Origin of the sequence: Streptomyces sp. NPDC051569 (genome assembly GCF_044454085.1) — a bacterium.
Classification (GTDB): domain Bacteria; phylum Actinomycetota; class Actinomycetes; order Streptomycetales; family Streptomycetaceae; genus Streptomyces.
Genome location: NZ_JBITDJ010000010.1, coordinates 134134 through 151791, shown reverse-complemented (window position 1 = coordinate 151791; position 17658 = coordinate 134134). Strand labels below are relative to the sequence as shown.

The following is a 17658-nucleotide window of genomic DNA, read 5'->3' as shown; positions in this document are numbered from 1 at the left end:
GCGCCGGTACCGCCGAGGTGCCGGACTTCTCCGGGTGGACGTGTCCCGTCCCGCTGCGTGACCACAAGAAAATCGTCATGGGGCACGGTGGCGGCGGTCAGCTGTCCGCCGAACTGGTCGAGCATCTCTTCGCTCCGGCCTTCGGCGGCGACCTCCTCGCCCAGCTCGGCGACTCCGCGACGTTCACCCTCGGCGGCGCGCGGCTGGCCTTCTCCACCGACTCGTACGTGGTGCGCCCGCTGTTCTTCCCGGGCGGCAGCATCGGCGATCTCGCGGTCAACGGAACGGTGAACGACCTGGCCATGATGGGTGCCCGCCCCGCCTATCTGTCCTGCGGTTTCATTCTGGAGGAAGGCGTCGAACTGGCCACGGTCGGCCGGGTCGCCGAGGCGCTCGGAGCAGCGGCCAGGGCGGCCGGGGTGGTCGTGGCCACCGGCGACACGAAGGTCGTGGACGCGGGGCACGGTGACGGCATCTTCATCAACACCGCGGGCATCGGGCTGATCCCGGACGGTGTCGACATCCGCCCGGGGCGTGCCGCGCCGGGTGATGTCGTCATCGTGAGCGGTCCGATCGGCGCGCACGGCGTGGCCATCATGAGTGTCCGCGAGGGCCTGGAGTTCGGGGTGGAGATCGAGAGCGACACGGCGCCGCTGGCCTCGCTCGTCCAGGCCATGCTGGCCGCCTGCGCGGATCTGCATGTGCTGCGCGACCCGACCCGTGGGGGCCTCGCGACCTCGCTGAACGAGATCGCGTCGGCGGCCGGCGTCGGGATCACGCTCCAGGAGCGGGCGCTGCCGGTGCCGGAGGCGGTCGCCAACGCGTGCGCCTTCCTCGGCCTCGATCCGCTGTACGTGGCCAACGAGGGCAAGCTCGTGGCGTTCGTGCCGCCGGAGCACGCCGACGCGGTGCTCGCGGCGATGCGCGCGCACCCGCACGGGCGCGAGTCGGTGGTGATCGGCAGCTGCACGGCGGACCATCCCGGCATGGTCGTGGCGAATACCGGCCTCGGCGGGACGCGGGTCGTGGATGTGCCCCTGGGTGAGCAACTCCCGCGCATCTGCTGAACGTTCGTCGCAGGGCGGCCACGCTCGTCAGGGCGGGCGTGGCCGCCGTACCGTCGAGCACCGGGCGCGCGCCTGCGCGGCCGGCGGAAGGAGTCCTGATGACGGAGACCCACGGATTCTGCGACGAGCGGTTCGCCCCCGTCCGTACCGCGCTGGCCGGCCTGCTGACCGGCGAGGACCTGGGGGCGTCCGTCTCGGTCTGGCTGGACGGGGTGCCGGTCGTGGACCTCTGGGGCGGCTGGGCGGACCCGGCGCGGAGCCGCCCGTGGCAGGCGGACACCGTGGTCGGGGTGTTCTCGACCACGAAGATGATGACGGCGCTCTGCGCCCATCTGCTCGCCGACGAGGGCGCGCTGGACTTCGGGGCGCCGGTGGCCCGCTACTGGCCGGAGTTCGCGGCGGCGGGAAAGGCCGACGTGCGCGTACGGCATCTGATGGGCCATACGGTCGGCCTGCCGTCCTGGGACGAGGCGCTGGCGGTCGGGGACCTGGAGGACTGGGAGAGGGTCACCGGGCTGCTGGCGGCTCAGGCGCCCTGGTGGAAGCCCGGTACGGCGTGGGGTTATCACGCGATGACGTTCGGGTTCCTGGTCGGTGAGGTCGTCCGGCGGGTCTCGGGCCGGTCCCTGGGCGCCTTCTTCCGCGACCGGCTGGCCGGACCGCTCGGGGCGGACTTCCGGATCGGCGTCGGTCCGGGCGACGACGCCCGTATCGCGCGCTACCGCGTGGACCCCGCGCTGTTCGAGGGACCGCCGCCCGGTGACGGACTCACGCCCGAACTCGCCGGTCAGCTGGACAAGGTACTCACCAATCCGCCGCTCAGCGCGGAGGCATTCGAGTCCACCGGCTGGCGCCGCGCCGAGATACCCGCGTCGAGTGGTTACGGGACGGCCGGCGCGATCGCCTCCGTGCTGTCCGTGCTCGCCTGTGCCGGGGAGTCCGGCGGCGTCCGGCTGCTGTCCCCGGCCGTCGCCGACCGGGTCTTCGACGTCCAGTTCGACGGAGTCAACCACTACACCGGCGCTCCGGTCCGTTACGGCATGGGATACGGCCTCAACTCGCCGGCGGCGCCCTTCTCCCCCAACGAACGCGCCTGCATATGGGGCGGTCTCGGCGGCTCGGTCGCCATCGCCGACCTGGACGCCCGGATGAGTGTGGCGTACGCGCCCAACGCGCTGAAGAGCGGTGCGGGCGACCGGCGCGGCCAGTCGGTCATCGCCGCAGCGTACGCCGCGCTGGCCGCCGCCTGACCGGCGTCCGACCGACGTCGACCGACGTGGGGGACGGGTGCGGTCCTGGGGACCGGTCAGAGCGCCGCGCTCGGCCGGGCCGCCCGCGCCGCCAGGATCTCCCGGGCGGCGCGCGCCCCCGACGCGAGCGCGCCCTGGACGGAGCCGGTGGCGCGGTGGTCACCGCACACGTACCGCCCCGGAGCGATCCGGGCCGGCCGGGACAGCGGCCAGGGCGCGGGCATCGCGGGCAGCGCGTCCTCGATGGTGTACGCGGCGAGTGACTCCCAGTCACTCGTCGGTGTGTAGTACACCTCGGCGAGATCGGCGCGGAGCACGGCTTCGCGTCCCGGCCGGTCCGGGCCCAGCACGGAGGTGGCGACCAGGGCCCGGCCGGCCGGCGCGTACCCGGGCACGACCTCGCTGATCACGCAGGTGTTCAGGAACCGGCGGCCGGCGTGGACGAGGAGTGTCGGCTCGCGCAGCGGCGGGACCGAGGCCGCGTGGTAGTACGTCGTCACCGTGCGGGTGTCCGGGATGTCCAGGCCGGGGAGCAGTCCCGCCGCCGCGCGGGGCCCGGTCGCCACCACGACCGTGTCCGCCTCCCATGGCGTCCCGTCGTCGGTCAGCGCGCCGGTGTCCGTGAGCGTGCGCACGGGGGTCTCCGGACGGACGGTCCCGGTGGGCAGCCGCTCCGCCAGCTGGGCGGGCACGGCACCGATGCCCGCCGCGGGCAGACAGAGGGTGCCGCGCACCATGCTGCGCCAGACGAGGTGGAAGAAGCGCGAGGACGTCTCCAGTTCGTCCTCCAGGAACACCCCGGACAGGAACGGCCGGAAGAACGTCTCGGTCAGCTCGGACGAGATCCCCGCGTCGGCGAGCGCGGTCAGCGTCGTCCGGTCCTCCCGCCGCTTCAGCGCGCCCACCGGGCCGAGCGTGTCGCGGGCGGTCAGCAGCCCGAGCGCCAGCAGGTCGCGCCCCGAGGCGAGCCGCCCGGGCAGCAGATCGGCGCCGGCGAGCGGACGTCTGGTCGGGTCGGTGAACCGCAGCCGCCCCTGGTCGGTGTGGACGAGTGCGCCCGGGGTGAAGGGGTGCGGGCGCAGGGCACGCAGGTCGAGGCGGCGTTTGACCTGGGGGTAGGAGGTGTTGAAGACCTGGAAACCGCGGTCGAGCAGAAAGCCCTGGTACCGGTCGGTCCGCATCCGGCCGCCCACGGCGTCGGAGGATTCCAGGACGCGCACGGACAGCCCGGCGCCGATCAGATCGGTGGCGCAGGCGAGGCCCGCCAGGCCGGCTCCGATCACGAGGACATCCGGCCGAAGCCGCTGGTTGTCCGGCACGCGCGTCCCGCCTCCCGCTCTGTGGGTCCGTCCCTTCCGATGGTGTCAGGAGGGGGCGGTACCCGCAGGGTGGGCGGCCGGACGAGGACCCCCACCGCGCGGGACGGTCATCCCCCGAGGGGTCATCCCCCGCGCGGCGCCGGGCACACGGTGGCGCCGGACGCCGCGCGGGGGAAGCTCACGTGCTCAGCGCTTGCGGTACGAGGTGACGTAGCCGGAGGTCGGGGTGCCGACGCCCGTCACGTTGTCGTAGCCGACGACCGCCGACAGCGAGCTGTCCTTGCCGAGGCTGCGCAGCGAGGTGATGATGCCGTCCGCGTCGTCCGCGCCGTTGGCGAAGTCATTGCGTACGACGGCGAACTGGCTTCCGGTGCCCAGCGGGTGGTCGGTGACGTCGTGGTACGCGGACGTGCCGTACCGCTGGTAGATCGCGGGGTTGGCGAAGCCGATCGGCAGGCCGTGGTGCGCCTGCTGTGCCAGCGCCTGGACGCCCGCGATGACCGGCGCGGCCAGTGACGTGCCGCCGATGCGGTACTCGTCGTATCCCAGCGAGCCGTCGGGCAGTGTCTGGGTCTGGCCGACGAGGAAGCCGGTGTTCGGGTCGGCGACGGCCGCGATGTCGGGGACGACGCGCTTGCGGGCCTTGCCGTTGGCCTTGGCGAGCGAGTCCGGGACGGCACCCTGCTGGTAGTAGGGCTGCGCCACGGTCGCGCTGGTGCCGCCGCCCGCGCCGGAGGTGTACGGGCCGGGGAAGCCCTCCCAGGTCGAGCCGTTCGCCGAGAGGGGTGCGCGGAGCGTGCCCCAGCCGGTCTCCCACTGGTACTTGTCGTTCTTGCCCACGGCGAGCGAGGTGCCGCCGACGGCCGTCACCCAGGCCGAGTTGGCCGGCATGTCGACCTGCTTCGTCCCGGTGGAGGCGACGTTGTCGCCGGAGTCGCCCGAGGAGAAGTAGAAGCCGATGCCCTCGACGGCGCCCCGCTGGAACACCTGGTCGTAGGCGGCCGCCGAGGCCGGTGTCTCGTTGGACTCCAGGTCGCCCCAGGAGTTGGAGACGATGTCGGCGAGCCGGCCGTCCACGATCGTGCCGAGCGCGTCCAGCAGGTCGTCGTCGAAGCAGGAGGCGCCGCCGACGTAGACGATGTCCGCGTCGGGGGCGACCGCGTGGACGGCTTCGACGTCGAGGGTCTCCTCGCCGTACCAGCCGGACGCGCCGCACTCCTCGGTGCTGTTGTAGTCGGCGGGCAGCACCTGGGTGAGCTGGCCCTTGCGGTACGCCTGGTCGCCGTTGCGCCCGGCGTACTTCTTGGCGTCCTGGACGATGGTCGGCGAGGCGTACGCGTCGGTGATGGCGACGGTGACGCCCTTGCCGGTGACGTTCTTGGCGCCGTACGCGGCGCGCAGCTGCTTGCCGGTGTAGCCCTTGATCGCGTACGGGGCCTTCGCGCCGTACGCCGAGGGGAGCTTCTTGTCGGTCTTGGAGCCGTAGTAGGTGGAGAACGGCCCGGCGTTACGGAAGACGGAGTCCGGAGGCGGCAGCGTGTCGTCGTGGTGGGCCTGGTGCGGCGCGTTGTCGAGACCGGTGACGGTCAGGACGGCGCCGTGCAGCGACTGCGGCACGGACGGCGTGACCTCGGGGGCGCGGTAGGTCCGGCTGCCCTTGGCGTAGTTGTGGAGCTGGGTGGAGAACGCCTTCTCCACGGCGGCCGTTGCGCCGGTCACCGTCAGGTAGTGGCGGTTGGAGCCGGTCACCTTCAGCCCGGCCGCCTTCAGCCAGGCGGTGACCTGGGCCGTCTGCGCGCTCGTGGCGCCGAAGCGGGCGTCGGCCTCCTTCGCGCTCAGGTACGTGCCGTACGAGGCGGAGTCCGGGTCGGACACCTCGGCGGCGAACCGTGCCAGCCCGGCGGCGTCCCGGCCCGCCAAGTAGACGCGGGCGGTGACCTGGGCGGCGTCGGAGGCGCTGCCCCGGTCGGCCTGCTGCGTCGCCCACAGCGGTTTGGTGCCCTGGAGCGCGTCCCGTCCGGCGGGGCCGGTGTCGGCGCCCGCGGACGGGATGCCGAGTGCGAGAGCGCCGGCGACCATCGGCAGTGTCGCCGCCCAGGTCAGTCCGGCGCGCAGGCGCGGTCGGCTGGATCTCATGTAACCCCCTGCGATGTGAGTGAACGCGGGTGGCGGGAACGGTAGTTGGCAGCCACACGCAAGGAGTCACTCTGTCGATCAACTGTTCATCAGGGGGACATGTGTTGGCCAAAGGACCATCAAGGACATGCCATGCGCAGCTCAACTGCCCAGCTGGGACGGGAACTTGGGGGCCGGGAACAGGGACAGGGGGCCGGGACGGGGTACGGCCCCCGAGCCGTGCTTGAGTTCTAGTGCTCGGGGGCCGTACCTGGTCCTGCTCCTGGGCCGGTTGCCGGATTACTCCGCCGGCAGGACGTTGCTGCGGGTCAGCTTCGCGTACCACTTGGCGCTGGACTTCGGGGTCCGGCGCTGCGACGCGTAGTCCACGTACACCGTGCCGAAGCGCTTGCCGTAGCCGTACGACCATTCGAAGTTGTCGAGCAGCGACCACAGGAAGTAGCCGCGGACGTCGACGCCCGACTCGATGGCCTGGTGGACGGCGGTCAGGTGCTTGTGCAGGTAGGCGATCCGCTCCGGGTCGCGCACCTCACCGTCGGGGGCGGCGTAGTCGTCGAAGGCCGCACCGTTCTCGGTGATCATCACCGGCAGGTCGGGGTGGTCCTTCTTGACGCGCAGCAGCAGCTCGTACAGACCGCTCGGGTCGATCGTCCAGCCCATGGCGGTCCGGTCGCCGGGGGTCTGGTGGAAGGCGACGCTGTCCGCCCCGGGCCAGGGGCTGTGCTCGCTGGCGCCGTGGCCGTCGGAGCCGTGGACGGCCGGGCCCGAGTGGCGGGAGACCAGGGTCGGCGAGTAGTAGTTGACGCCGAGGAAGTCCAGCGGCTGGTTGATGAGCTCGACGTCGCCGTCCTGGACGAACGACCAGTCGGTGATGTGCGCCGTGTCTTCCATGACGTCGGCCGGGTAGGCGCCGTGCAGCATCGGTCCGGTGAAGACCCGGTTGGCCGTGCCGTCGATCTGGCGGGCCGCGTCCACGTCCTCGGCACTGTCGGTCAGCGGCCGCACGTGGTGCAGGTTGAGCGTGACGGACACCTTGGCGTCGGCCGGCAGCCGGTCGCGCAGCGCCTTGACGGCGAGACCGTGGGCGAGGTTGAGGTGGTGCGCCGCGCGCAGGGAGTCCGCGGGGTCGGTACGACCGGGGGCGTGCACGCCGGAGCCGTATCCGAGGAACGCGCTGCACCACGGCTCGTTGAGGGTCGTCCAGGTCTTCACGCGGTCGCCGAGGGCGTCGCCGACGATGCCCGCGTACTCGGCGAAGCGGTAGGCGGTCTCGCGCTCGGGCCAGCCGCCGGCCTCCTCCAGGTGCTGGGGCAGGTCCCAGTGGTAGAGGGTGACGACCGGCTGGATCCCCTTCTCCAGCAGACCGTCGGTGAGCCGGCGGTAGAAGTCCAGCCCCTTCTCGGAGGCGGGACCGCTGCCGGTGGGCTGGACGCGGGGCCAGGACACCGAGAGCCGGTAGGCGCCGACACCCAGGTCGGACATGATCTGGATGTCTTCGGGCCAGCGGTGGAAGTGGTCGGTGGCGATGTCGCCGGTGTCACCGTTGCGCACCCGGCCGGGGGTGCGGGAGAAGACGTCCCAGATGGACGGCGTGCGGCCGTCCTCGTGGACGCCGCCTTCGATCTGGTAGGCGGCGGTCGCGGTGCCCCAGAGGAAGTCCGGCTGGAAGCTCAGGGGGGCCGTGGAGTCCAGGGCGTGCCCGGTGTTGGGTGCTGAGGTAGCCACGAAGGGTCCTTCCACAATATGTCGAACTGGTACATACGGCTTCATACTAATGAGGCAAGAGGGGTCAGGTCGGCGGCGTCAGGACGTCTGCGGCGTCAGGACGCCGGCGGCATGACGCGGGCCGCCGAGCGGGGTCAGCCCTTGACGGCGCCCTGCATGATGCCGCCCACGATCTGACGCCCGAAGACGATGAACATCGCCAGCAGCGGCAGCGTGCCGAGCAGCGCGCCGGCCATGATCACCGACTGGTCGCGCACATAACCCGCGCTGAGCTGGGTAAGTGCGACCGGAACCGTCGGGTTCGTCATGTCCAGCGCGATGAAGGGCCAGAAGAAATCGTTCCAGGCGTGCACGAAGGTGATCATGAAGAGCACGGCCATCGGGGGCCGGGCGATCGGCAGGACGATGCTCCAGAAGATGCGCAGCGAGTGCGCGCCGTCCAGGCGTCCCGCCTCGATCAGCTCGTCCGGCAGCGCTTCCTTCAGGTACTGGCGCATGAAGAACACGCCGACCGCGCTGACGAGCGTCGGGAAGATGACGGAGGGCAGCGACTGCCCCCAGCCGAGGTCGGCCATCATCATGAACAGCGGGACGACGCCGAGCTGCGGCGGGACCATCATCGTGCCGATGACCAGCATCAGCAGGATGTTGCGCCCCTTGAAGCGGAGCTTGGCGAAGGCGAAGCCGGCCAGCGTGGCGAAGAAGACCGTCGAGAGGGCGATCACTCCGGCCACGATGAGGCTGTTGATCATCGCCTGGCCCATCGCGGCTTCCTGCCACGCCCGGGAGAGGTTCTTGAACAGGTTCGGCCCCGGCAGGAACGGCGGCGGGGTCTGCGCCACCCGCGTGTTGTCCGTGGAGGCGGCCACCATCGTCCAGTACAGCGGGAAGAGGGAGACCAGCGCGGCGAGGCCGAGCAGGACGTAGGCGACAGGACCCGCGTGGTGCTGGCGGCCGGCGCCCGGGCGCAGGACCCGGCCGAGCCGGCGCCGGTCAGGCTTCGTGGCGGGAGGGGTCAGGTCGCGTGCGTCCGCCCTGACTGGTGCGATGTCGGTGGTCATGGGACTGCTGCTCCCTGGTCAGGACGTACGGGACTTGAGGCGCGCGATGACGCGCTGCAGGACGAAGATGAGGATGAGGATGAGGAACATGGCCCAGGCGATCGTCGCCGCGCGGCCCATCTGGTAGTTCTTCCATCCCTCTTCGTAGAGCAGCAGTCCCAGCGTCTGGTACTGGTTGTCGGCGCCGCCGGTGACGCCGTTGGGGCCCTGCCCGAAGATCATCGGCTCGCCGAAGAGCTGGGTCGCGCCGATCGTGGAGAGCACGATCGTGAAGATGATCGTGGCGCTGATCCCGGGGATGGTCACGGTGCGGAACTGCTGCCAGCGCGAGGCCCCGTCGATGGACGCGGCCTCGTAGAGGTCCTTCGGGATCGCCTGCATCGCGGCCAGGTAGAGCAGCGCGTTGTAGCCGGTCCAGCGCCAGATCACGATGGTGGAGATGGCGAACTGGGCGGGCCACTTCTGGCTCTCCCAGTCGAGGCCGTCGACTCCGAAGAAACCGAGAACCCAGTTGACCATGCCGAAGTCACGCTCGAAGAGCATGGTGAAGACGAGCGCGGCGGCGGCGATGGAGGTCGCGTACGGGGTCAGGACGGCGACCCGGAAGAACACCGACCCCCGCAGCGTGTAGTTCAGCAGGTGCGCCAGGCCCAGGGCCATCAGCAGCTGCGGAACGGTCGAGATGACCCCGATGGTGAAGGTGTTGCTGAGCGCGTTCCAGAACTTGTCGTCCTCGAAGAGCTCGGTGAAGTTGGCGAGCCCGCGCCACTCCATCATGTCCATGGAGGAGAGCTCGACGCGGTGCAGCGAGATCCAGAACGTGTACAGCAGCGGGTACAGCCCGAAGGCCGCGAAGATGAGGAAGAACGGCGCGATGAACGTGTACGGCACCGTGCCGAGGTCCAGGCGGTGGAGGAGGTTGCGCCGCGACTGCCGGGTGTCCCCGCCGCCGGCGCCGCCCTTTCCGGGGAGACCGGCTGACGCGGGGTGCGGCTGCCCGCCCGTAGGGGCTGCCGTGGTGGAGGTGGCCACGCGGGCTTCCTTCCGTGGAGTGATCAGTGAGACGGTGCGGGTGGGATGTGACGTGAGCTCGGTGAAGGACCGTCCCGGCGGCCGGGCCGGAGTTAGGAGCGCCGGCCGCCGGTACGGCTCCGACCGGGGAACCGATCAGGGTCAGGTCGGATCAGGTCCGCCGGTCAGGTCTGCTCGGCTGAGCGGACCGGTCGGGGTCAGCGCGCCAGCTTCTGGATGCGCTCGTCCGTCGTCTTCCACGCTTCGTCGGCGCTCTTGCCCTGCTCGACGAGCTGGATACCCGCGGAGAAGGTGTCCTTGATGGAGCCGTCCTTGCGGCCCAGGACCTGCGTGTCCGGGATCTCCTTGGCCGCCGCACCGAAGATCTGGCCGATCGGCGCGTCGCTGAAGTACGCGGACTTGCCGCCGGTGACCTCGGGCATGTCGAGCGCCGTCTTCGAGGACGGGAAGTTACCGAGCTTGTCGAAGAGGTAGGCCTGCTGCTCGGGCGCGGTCAGCCACGCGATGAGCTTCTTGGCCTCTTCCTTGACCGGGCTGTTCTCCATCACACCGAGGAACGAGCCACCCCAGTTGGCGCCCTTGGGGGCCTTGGCGACGTCCCACTTGCCCTTGTTCGCGGGGCCGGCCTTCTCGCTGATGTGTGCCAGCATCCAGGCGGGGCAGACGGTGGTGGCGAAGGTGCTGTTGGCCAGGCCCGGGTCCCAGCCGGGCTGGAACTGACGCAGCCGCGCGGTCAGTCCGGACGTCGCGGCGTCGGTGGCCAGGCTCCACGCCTGCTTGACGACCGGGTTGTCCTGGTAGATGAGCTTCCCGTCGGTGTCGTAGAACTGCTTCTCATCGCCGTAGATCATCGCGTTGAAGACACCGCTGGCGCTGTCCATGTAGGACACCTTGCTGTCCTTGGACTTGGCCTTGAAGTCCCGGCCGACCTGGACGAACTTCGACCAGTCGCCCTCCCACAGCTTCGCGACCTCGTCGCGGTCGGTGGGCAGTCCGGCCTGCTCGAACAGGTCCTTGCGGTAGCAGACCGCCATCGGGCCGATGTCCGTGCCGAGTCCCAGGACCTTGCCGTCCTTGGTGGTGACCTGGCTCTCCTTCCACGGCAGGAAGTGATCGACGCCCTCGGTCTTCGACAGGTCCGCGAACTTGTCGGCGCGGGTGTCGACGAGCTCCTTGGCGCGGCCGATCTCGATGCCCTGAATGTCCTTCAGGCCGCTGCCGGCGGCGAGGTGCGTCTGCAGCGCCGTGTAGTACGTCTGCTCGTCACCGGCGATGTCGGCTTCGATCAGGATATCCGGGTTTTCCTTCATGTAACGGTCCAGGAGATCCGTCTCCTTGAACCCCATGACCCCGAACAGGCCCATGCTGATGACGGTCTTGCCGTCCTTGGTACGCGCCTTGCCCGAATCGCTGCCGCTTCCGCAGCCGGTGACGAGGACGAGGGACACGGCAGCCGCGGTGACGGATGCGAGGGTGGAACCGAAGCGGTTACGGGCGGTGCCCATGTGCTTCCTCCTTGCAGCAGCGCTTCTTTGCGCATGCTGCGGCTCACGGTTGAGTGGAACGAGAGACCCGTCCTGAAGAAAACTGGGAGCGCTCCCAACGGGTTGTGGAAGACTCTCCGCCAACACCCGGCCGTGTCAAGGGAGGAAGTCGCTTCCGTTGCGCGAATGTGTCCGAGCACCGGCCCGGACCGCCGGGTCGTCGGCGACCGAGCACAATCTCCACGTGAGCGCGTCGGGCCGCGCCGGGGGATCGAGTCAGGAGACGTGATGAACAGCCGTAACCGGCAAGGCCGGAGACCCACTCTCGAAGCGGTCGCCCAACTGGCGGGCGTGGGCCGGGGAACGGTCTCCCGGGTCGTCAACGGGGCCCCCGGCGTCAGCGCCAAGGCCCGCGCCGCCGTCGAGGCGGCCGTCGCGGAGCTCAACTACGTGCCGAATCCCGCCGCCCGGAGCCTGGTCACCAGCCGGACGGACGCCATCGCGCTGGTGATTCCCGAGTCGGAGAGCCGACTGGCCGCGGAGCCGTACTTCTCCGCCGTCATCCGCGGCGTGAGCACCGAACTCGTGGACACCGAGATGCAGTTGCTGTTGATCCTCGTACGCGATCAGCGCGAACTGGACCGGCTGACCCGGTTCGTGGAGGCGCAGCGGGTCGACGGTGTGCTGCTGGTCTCGGTCCACCGCGACGACCCGCTGCCGGCGTTCCTGGAGAAGATGCAGATTCCGACGGTCCTCGCGGGCCGCCGTTCGGCCGAGGAGCCACTCAGCCACGTCCACTCCGACAACGTCGGCGGGGCGGCGCAGGCCGTGCGTCATCTGCTCCGTCAGGGACGTACTACTATCGCCACGATCACCGGACCGCTCGACATGGATGTCGGCGACAGCCGTCTCCGGGGATGGCGTGACGCCATGGCCGAGAACGGTGACGAGCCGGACGAATCGCTCATCGCCCCCGCCGACTTCACCGAGGAGGGGGGCCGCACCGCGATGCGTCAGCTCCTGTCCCGGCGACCGGACATCGACGCGGTCTTCGCCGCGTCCGATGTCATGGCCGCCGGTGCGCTGACCGAACTGCGCGAGTGGGGACGGCGTGTTCCCGATGACGTGGCGGTCATCGGATTCGACGACTCGATCATCGCCCGTCACACCGTTCCGCCCCTGACCAGCGTCAACCAGCCGTCCGAGGACATCGGACGCTCGATCACCCGGCTGCTCCTGAACGAGATCAACGACCCCACCGTGCCCCGCCGGCACCTCACGCTGCCGACCACACTGACGGTGCGCCGGACGACCTGACGTCCGGGTGGCGGCGGGACCTCAGGCCCCGCGCCTCACCACCGAGTCCGCGCCTCACCAGCGGCCCCGCGCCTCACCAGCGGGAGCGGTGAGGCGCGGGGAGCCGTCAGGGCGACGTCGCGAAGGCGTCGACCCCGGTCAGCGCGGCCGAGAGGTCCCAGAGGCGGGCGGCCTGTCCGGGGTCGGTCGCGTAGGCGCGTACGCCGCCGGTGAACTCGCCGTCGCCCGCCGGTTCCGCGATGTCGCAGTCCTCGCAGTAGACACCGCCCGCGCCGTCGAGTTCCGGTGAGGTCGCCGCCCACACCTGGGTCGCCGCGCCCTGCTCCGGTGACTTGAAGGACGGGTTCAGCGGTTTGCCGTCCTCGTCGATCCAGCCGGCCGCCACCATCTCCTCCTGGGGCAGATGGCGTTGGAGCGGCGTGAGGATGCCGCCGGGGTGCAGCGAGAACGCCCGTACGCCGGCCTCCCGGCCGAGTGCGTCGAGGTGGACGGCGAACAGCGCGTTGGCCGTCTTGGCCTGGCCGTACGCCGCCCACTTGTCGTAGCCCCGCTCGAACTGGACGTCGTCCCAGCGGATGCCGGAATTGCGGTGGCCGGCCGACGAGACCGACACGACGCGCGCCCCGCCGGACGCGATCGCCGGCCAGAGCCGGTTGACGAGCGCGAAGTGGCCGAGGTGGTTGGTCGCGAACTGCGCCTCCCAGCCGGGACCGACCCGGGTCTCGGGACACGCCATGACGCCCGCGTTGTTGATGACGATGTCGATGGCACGGCCCGAGGCGAGGAACCGCTCGGCGAACGCGCGGACGCTGTCGAGGTCGGCGAGGTCGAGCTCGTCGACCTCCGCCCCGGTGACGCCGTCGAGCGCCTCCCGCGCTGTCGCGCGCCGCCGGGCGGGCACGACGACCCGGGCGCCGGCGCGGGTGAGCGCGCGGGTGGTCTCCAGGCCGAGGCCCGAGTAGCCGCCGGTGACGACGGCGAGCTTTCCGGTGAGGTCGATCCCGTGCAGGACGTCCTCCGCCGTGCTGCGGGCTCCGAACCCTGATCCGATCCTGTGCTGGGGCGTTGTCATGCCCCGAAGGCTACGAATGAGAGCGCGCTCCAAGTCAAGCGCACCGGCCGGGGCTTCGGCCGGATTCACTCAGGCGGGGCACGCGCGCCACAAACGCCGCACGCCGTCGCCCTCGTTGCGGGAGCGGGCCCGGCGCGTCACTTCCGGTCCAGCTGAGCGAGTGTCGAATCCCTCAGCGGGTCCCGGGGCGCGAACCGCCCACGATCGGGTCAGTGATGCCCGGTTGCACGGGGCCAACTGCTAGGCAGGGAAGCTGTTGCCCGTTCCGGAGCTCTGGAGTCACCACCCATGTCCATCGATGCCGTTCTCGCCCAGGACCAGGAAATCCCCCGCGCGCAGCCGCTGATCCCGTGGCAGGCGACCGACGGGAGCGAGAGCGGCGCGGCCCGCCGGGTGGAGGAACGGGACCTCACCTTCGACGGCTTCCGTTACACCTGCCGGGTGGTCCACCACGGCGATCCGCTGACCGAGCCCATGCTGGTGCTGGGCGGTTCCTCGCAGGACCGTAACTCCTGGACGCGGCACGAGAAATGGCTCAGTCCGCTGGGGCAGGTGATCACGGTGGACCTGCCGGGTTACGGCACGGCGGACTTCCTGCCCGCCACGTACGGTGTCGACTTCCTCGCCGCCGCCGTCCGGCACCTCCTCACCGAACTCGCGGTGGAACGCGTCAATCTGGTCGCCGCCTGCTACGGCGGCGCCGTCGGCGTGCGCTTCGCCCAGCACTACCCCGGGATGCTCGCGCGGTTGCTGCTGGTCGGTATGACCACCCGGATCCCGGCGGACTACGCGGTGGCGATGGAGCGCTGGTCCGTGATGATCGACCGGGGGGAGACGGAAACCATCGCCCGTGAGCTGGCGGACCGTTTCATGTCGCCGCCCGGCACGGGACATGTCCGTAAGCACGCCGCCGTGTCCCGGCTGGTCTATCAGCAGATCGCCGGGCAGAATCCGGAGCAGCTGCGGAAGTCGGCGGAGCACAACACCCGGCTGATGCGGCACGAGTGGTACCGGCCGGAGCCGGTGCCCGCCGTGCCCAGCCTGGTGGTGACCGGTGAGCACGACACGCTGTGCACGCCCGCGATGGGACGTGAAGTGGCCGCGCGGCTGCCCGAGGCGCGGTTCCTGACCATCGACGAGACCGACCATCTGGCGCCGGTGGAGCGGATCGCGGACTTCGCCGACCTCGTGGCGCGCTTCTGTACCGACCGGCCGCTGGAGGGGCTGTCGTACTGCAGCGCCCCCGAGACCCTGGGAACGGCCGTCGCCTCCCCCACGCCATGACCCCGGTCCACCCCGCGCCCCCGCTCGCCGCGCCGGGGCCGCCCCCGGACACCGGCCGACGTGGCACGGCGGTGCGGGCCCCCGGGCCCCGGGACCGCTGAGCACCGGCTCAGCGCGAGGGCGGGACGCGCGCGGCCGGGGGGCCACCGGCGCGGGCGGGGCGACCGAAGCGGACCGGGACGCCGGGCGAGTAGAGCACGCTCACCGGATCGCCGTCGGGCGCGGCCAGACCCGCCGCCGCCAGCAGGTCCTCCGTGCATTCGGTCAGCTCCGCGCGGTGCAGCGGCCACCGCGGATGGGTGTTCGGCAGATACAGGGGGCGGCCGAGGACGGCGGTGTGCATCCCCCAGCGGGCGGTGAGGAAGTGCTCCAGGGCGCTGGGTTCCCCGACCTGTTCCCCGATCCGCAGGCCGATCCTGCTGTACGCGCCCCGGGGCCCGGGCCAGCGCCGCCTGCTGGTGTACGTGAGGGTGTCGCCGTCGCGGTCGACGGTCATACGGGACCAGACGTACGGCAGCCGGAAGGCCGCGCGGCCGACCGTCACCGGGAGCAGGCGGGCGGCGTCGAGCGAGCGGAAGACGACACCCCGGCGCCCCTGGCCGTCCACCGAGTAGAGCCGGACGTTGGTCTCGGGAAAGGTGCCCAGGTACGGGATGCCGGGAAGGCGGAACCATCCGATCCGGTGCATCCGGAAGGCGATCAGGCCGACGTAACTGACCCCGTCGAGGGTGTCGGGGACCGTGCCGGGCGTCAGCAGCGGGGCCACCCGCGCCGGGTCGACCGCCCAGTGCAGGAACGCCAGATCCAGCCACGACTGCGTGAGCAGGGGCTTCGGCTCGGCCCGGGGCGGGTCGGCCGTGACCGGTTCCGGATCGCCGGCTGGTGGGGGCGGCACTCCCCCAGCATCGCACCCCCGGCGTCGCGGAGACAGGCGCGCTACCGGGCGAGTTCGCGCACCGTCGCCATGTCGCTGAACGGGATCAGCCGCTCGCCGACGATCTGGTACGGCTCGCTGCCCTTCCCCGCGACCAGCACGACATCGTCGGGACCGGCGGCCGACAGCGCGAAGCCGATCGCACGGCGGCGGTCGGCGAACCGCTCGAACGGGGTGCCGGTGGCCGTCAGGCCCGGGGCGATCTGGTCCAGGATCACCTCGGGGTCCTCGCCTCGCGGATTGTCCGAGGTGAGGACGCACAGGTCGGAATAGGTCCCGGCGATCTCGCCCATCGGGGCGCGCTTGGTGGTGTCCCGGTCGCCACCGCAGCCGAAGACGGTGATGATCCGGCCCCGGGCGAAGTCACGGATGGTGGAGAGCACCTTGTCCAGGGAGTCCGGTGAGTGCGCGTAGTCGACGATGACGGAGGTACCGCTCGGGGTCTCGAACCGTTCGAACCGGCCCGGGATCGGGGGCATCCGGTCGAGTGCGCCGACGAGGCCCGCCAGATCGTGCCCGAGGAGATGGCAGGCGGCCACGGTGGCCAGGGCGTTGGCGACCGAGAACCGGCCGGGCACGGGGATCGCCGCCGGGTATTTGCGCCCCGCGTGCCGGAGGGTGAACCGCGTGCCGAGAGCGTCCATGGTGAGGTCCGTCGCCCGGTAGTCCGCCTCGGCGTCGAGGGCGTACGTCGTCACCGCGCCGGGCATCAGCGCCCCGATCCCGGCGCCCACCGGATCGTCGGCGTTGACCACCGCGCGCCGGCAGAGTCCCTGGAACAGCCGGAGTTTGGCGTCCCGGTAGTTCTCCATGGTGCCGTGGTCGTCCAGGTGATCCTGCGTCAGGTTGGTGAAGATACCGACGTCGATGTACGCGTGGTCCACCCGGTGCGTCAACAGGCCCATGGAGGTGGCCTCCAGCACCACCGTGCCGGCCTCGCGGTCCCGCATGCGCGCCAGCAAATACTGGAAGTCCGGCGCCTCGGGGGTGCTCAGTACGGACCGTGGCATGGGGATCGGCTCGTCGGCGATCCTGCTGCCCGCGGTCCCGATGACCCCGACCGTGGCGCCCTCGGCGAGCCGCAGCACGGACTCCACCATGTACGAGACCGAGGTCTTCCCGTTGGTGCCGGTGACGGCCACCATGTCCATCGCCCGGCCGGGATCCCCGTGGTAGCGGGAGGCGACGGCCGAGGCCGTCGTACGGGTGTCGCGTACCCGCACCACGCAGACATCCGCGCCGGCCGATGCCCACACCGAAGCGGGCGGCTCCGGCGCGCCGCCGTCGACCAGCACCGCGACCGCGCCCCGGGCGAGCGCGGGACCGATGGACTCGGGCCCGCCCTCGCGGTGGCCGGGGACCGCGATGAAGAGGGAGCCGGGGGTGACCCGGTGCGCGTCGAAGCAGGGACCCGCGGTGATCGCCGTCTCCGGATCGCCCCGCAGGATCTCGTGGTCGTGCCCGGTGAGCAGTTCGCTCAACTTCACAGGGGTCCTCTCGAAGGTACGGCGCGGCCGGGTCCCGGCGGTCGCCGCGGAGGCGCCGACGGCGCGCGGCGGCGTCGCGGGAGTGGATGGGGGGCGTGCCGTGCGCCGGGGACGGCCCGGTACGGGACGGCCCTGCGGGGTTACGGGAGTGAGCGGGCGGCGGGAACACTCCACGGGCGGCCGGAATCAGTCGGCCGGGCCGTTGAGTTGGAGCCGGTGGGAGGGAACGGGGTGGGTGGAGCCGGGCTGGAGTGGAACCGAAGGGCCGGGGCCGGCCGGCCGGAACAGCCGCGTCAGGGTGCTAGCCGTGGCCGTGCAGGGCGCGGCAGCGGGCTTCCGGTGCGCGCGGGAAGCGCGGGCCGGTGGCCACCGGGCTCGCGGCGGCCGCGCACAGCGCGCAGGGAGCCTGTCGCAGGCACTCCCTCACCGCACGTGGACAACCCATGCCTGGAGTGTACGGCCGGTGGGACGGCCCCGGCTCCGCTCCGGC

13 protein-coding genes are annotated in these 17658 nt (G+C 71.3%); 4 read left to right on the top strand and 9 right to left on the bottom strand.

Annotated features, from left to right (window positions below):
- Positions 1-77 precede the first annotated feature (77 nt).
- The gene (gene hypE, locus ACIBAE_RS17310) at positions 78-1067 is read left to right on the top strand and encodes a hydrogenase expression/formation protein HypE (protein WP_399285816.1); all 990 of its coding nucleotides are present in this window, start codon (positions 78-80) and stop codon (positions 1065-1067) included.
- 98 nt (positions 1068-1165) lie between these two features.
- Positions 1166-2317: a serine hydrolase domain-containing protein gene (locus ACIBAE_RS17305; protein WP_399285742.1), complete on the top strand. Its 1152-nt coding sequence runs from the start codon at positions 1166-1168 to the stop codon at positions 2315-2317.
- Positions 2318-2373: 56 nt separating this feature from the next.
- Here the strand turns inward: ACIBAE_RS17305 and ACIBAE_RS17300 are convergent, their stop codons facing one another.
- The 6 genes from ACIBAE_RS17300 to ACIBAE_RS17275 all read right to left on the bottom strand — a co-directional run bounded on the left by ACIBAE_RS17300 (position 2374) and on the right by ACIBAE_RS17275 (position 11095).
- Positions 2374-3636 (bottom strand): NAD(P)/FAD-dependent oxidoreductase, encoded by a 1263-nt coding sequence (locus ACIBAE_RS17300; RefSeq protein ID WP_399285740.1) that lies wholly within the window; start codon positions 3634-3636, stop codon positions 2374-2376.
- Between the two features lie 186 nt (positions 3637-3822).
- Positions 3823-5772, bottom strand: a complete 1950-nt coding sequence (locus tag ACIBAE_RS17295) for a protease pro-enzyme activation domain-containing protein (protein ID WP_399285738.1) — start codon at positions 5770-5772, stop codon at positions 3823-3825.
- Positions 5773-6051: 279 nt separating this feature from the next.
- The gene (locus ACIBAE_RS17290) at positions 6052-7542 is read right to left on the bottom strand and encodes a GH1 family beta-glucosidase (RefSeq protein ID WP_399285736.1); all 1491 of its coding nucleotides are present in this window, start codon (positions 7540-7542) and stop codon (positions 6052-6054) included.
- Positions 7543-7631: 89 nt separating this feature from the next.
- Entirely contained in the window at positions 7632-8558 is a 927-nt protein-coding gene (locus ACIBAE_RS17285; protein ID WP_399285734.1) for a carbohydrate ABC transporter permease, read from the bottom strand.
- Positions 8559-8576: 18 nt separating this feature from the next.
- Positions 8577-9590, bottom strand: coding sequence for a carbohydrate ABC transporter permease (locus ACIBAE_RS17280; protein ID WP_399285732.1), 1014 nt, complete (start codon positions 9588-9590; stop codon positions 8577-8579).
- Between the two features lie 197 nt (positions 9591-9787).
- Entirely contained in the window at positions 9788-11095 is a 1308-nt protein-coding gene (locus ACIBAE_RS17275; RefSeq protein ID WP_399285730.1) for an ABC transporter substrate-binding protein, read from the bottom strand.
- A gap of 267 nt (positions 11096-11362) precedes the next feature.
- Here ACIBAE_RS17275 and ACIBAE_RS17270 point away from each other — a divergent pair, with 267 nt between their 5' ends.
- Positions 11363-12391 carry a LacI family DNA-binding transcriptional regulator gene (locus ACIBAE_RS17270; protein ID WP_399285728.1) on the top strand — a complete coding sequence of 343 codons (1029 nt, stop codon included), beginning with the start codon at positions 11363-11365 and terminating at the stop codon, positions 12389-12391.
- Between the two features lie 106 nt (positions 12392-12497).
- Here the strand turns inward: ACIBAE_RS17270 and ACIBAE_RS17265 are convergent, their stop codons facing one another.
- Positions 12498-13463, bottom strand: a complete 966-nt coding sequence (locus tag ACIBAE_RS17265) for an SDR family NAD(P)-dependent oxidoreductase (RefSeq protein WP_399285726.1) — start codon at positions 13461-13463, stop codon at positions 12498-12500.
- 288 nt (positions 13464-13751) lie between these two features.
- On the opposite strand from ACIBAE_RS17265, the gene ACIBAE_RS17260 reads away from it, so the two are divergent.
- Positions 13752-14747 (top strand): alpha/beta fold hydrolase, encoded by a 996-nt coding sequence (locus ACIBAE_RS17260; protein WP_399285724.1) that lies wholly within the window; start codon positions 13752-13754, stop codon positions 14745-14747.
- 109 nt (positions 14748-14856) lie between these two features.
- Here ACIBAE_RS17260 and ACIBAE_RS17255 read toward each other — a convergent pair whose 3' ends face one another.
- The gene (locus ACIBAE_RS17255) at positions 14857-15642 is read right to left on the bottom strand and encodes a YqjF family protein (RefSeq protein ID WP_399285722.1); all 786 of its coding nucleotides are present in this window, start codon (positions 15640-15642) and stop codon (positions 14857-14859) included.
- Between the two features lie 41 nt (positions 15643-15683).
- A complete protein-coding gene (locus tag ACIBAE_RS17250; protein ID WP_399285720.1) occupies positions 15684-17168 on the bottom strand; it encodes a UDP-N-acetylmuramoyl-L-alanyl-D-glutamate--2,6-diaminopimelate ligase in 1485 nt (494 codons plus the stop codon).
- Between the last annotated feature and the right edge of the window lie 490 nt (positions 17169-17658).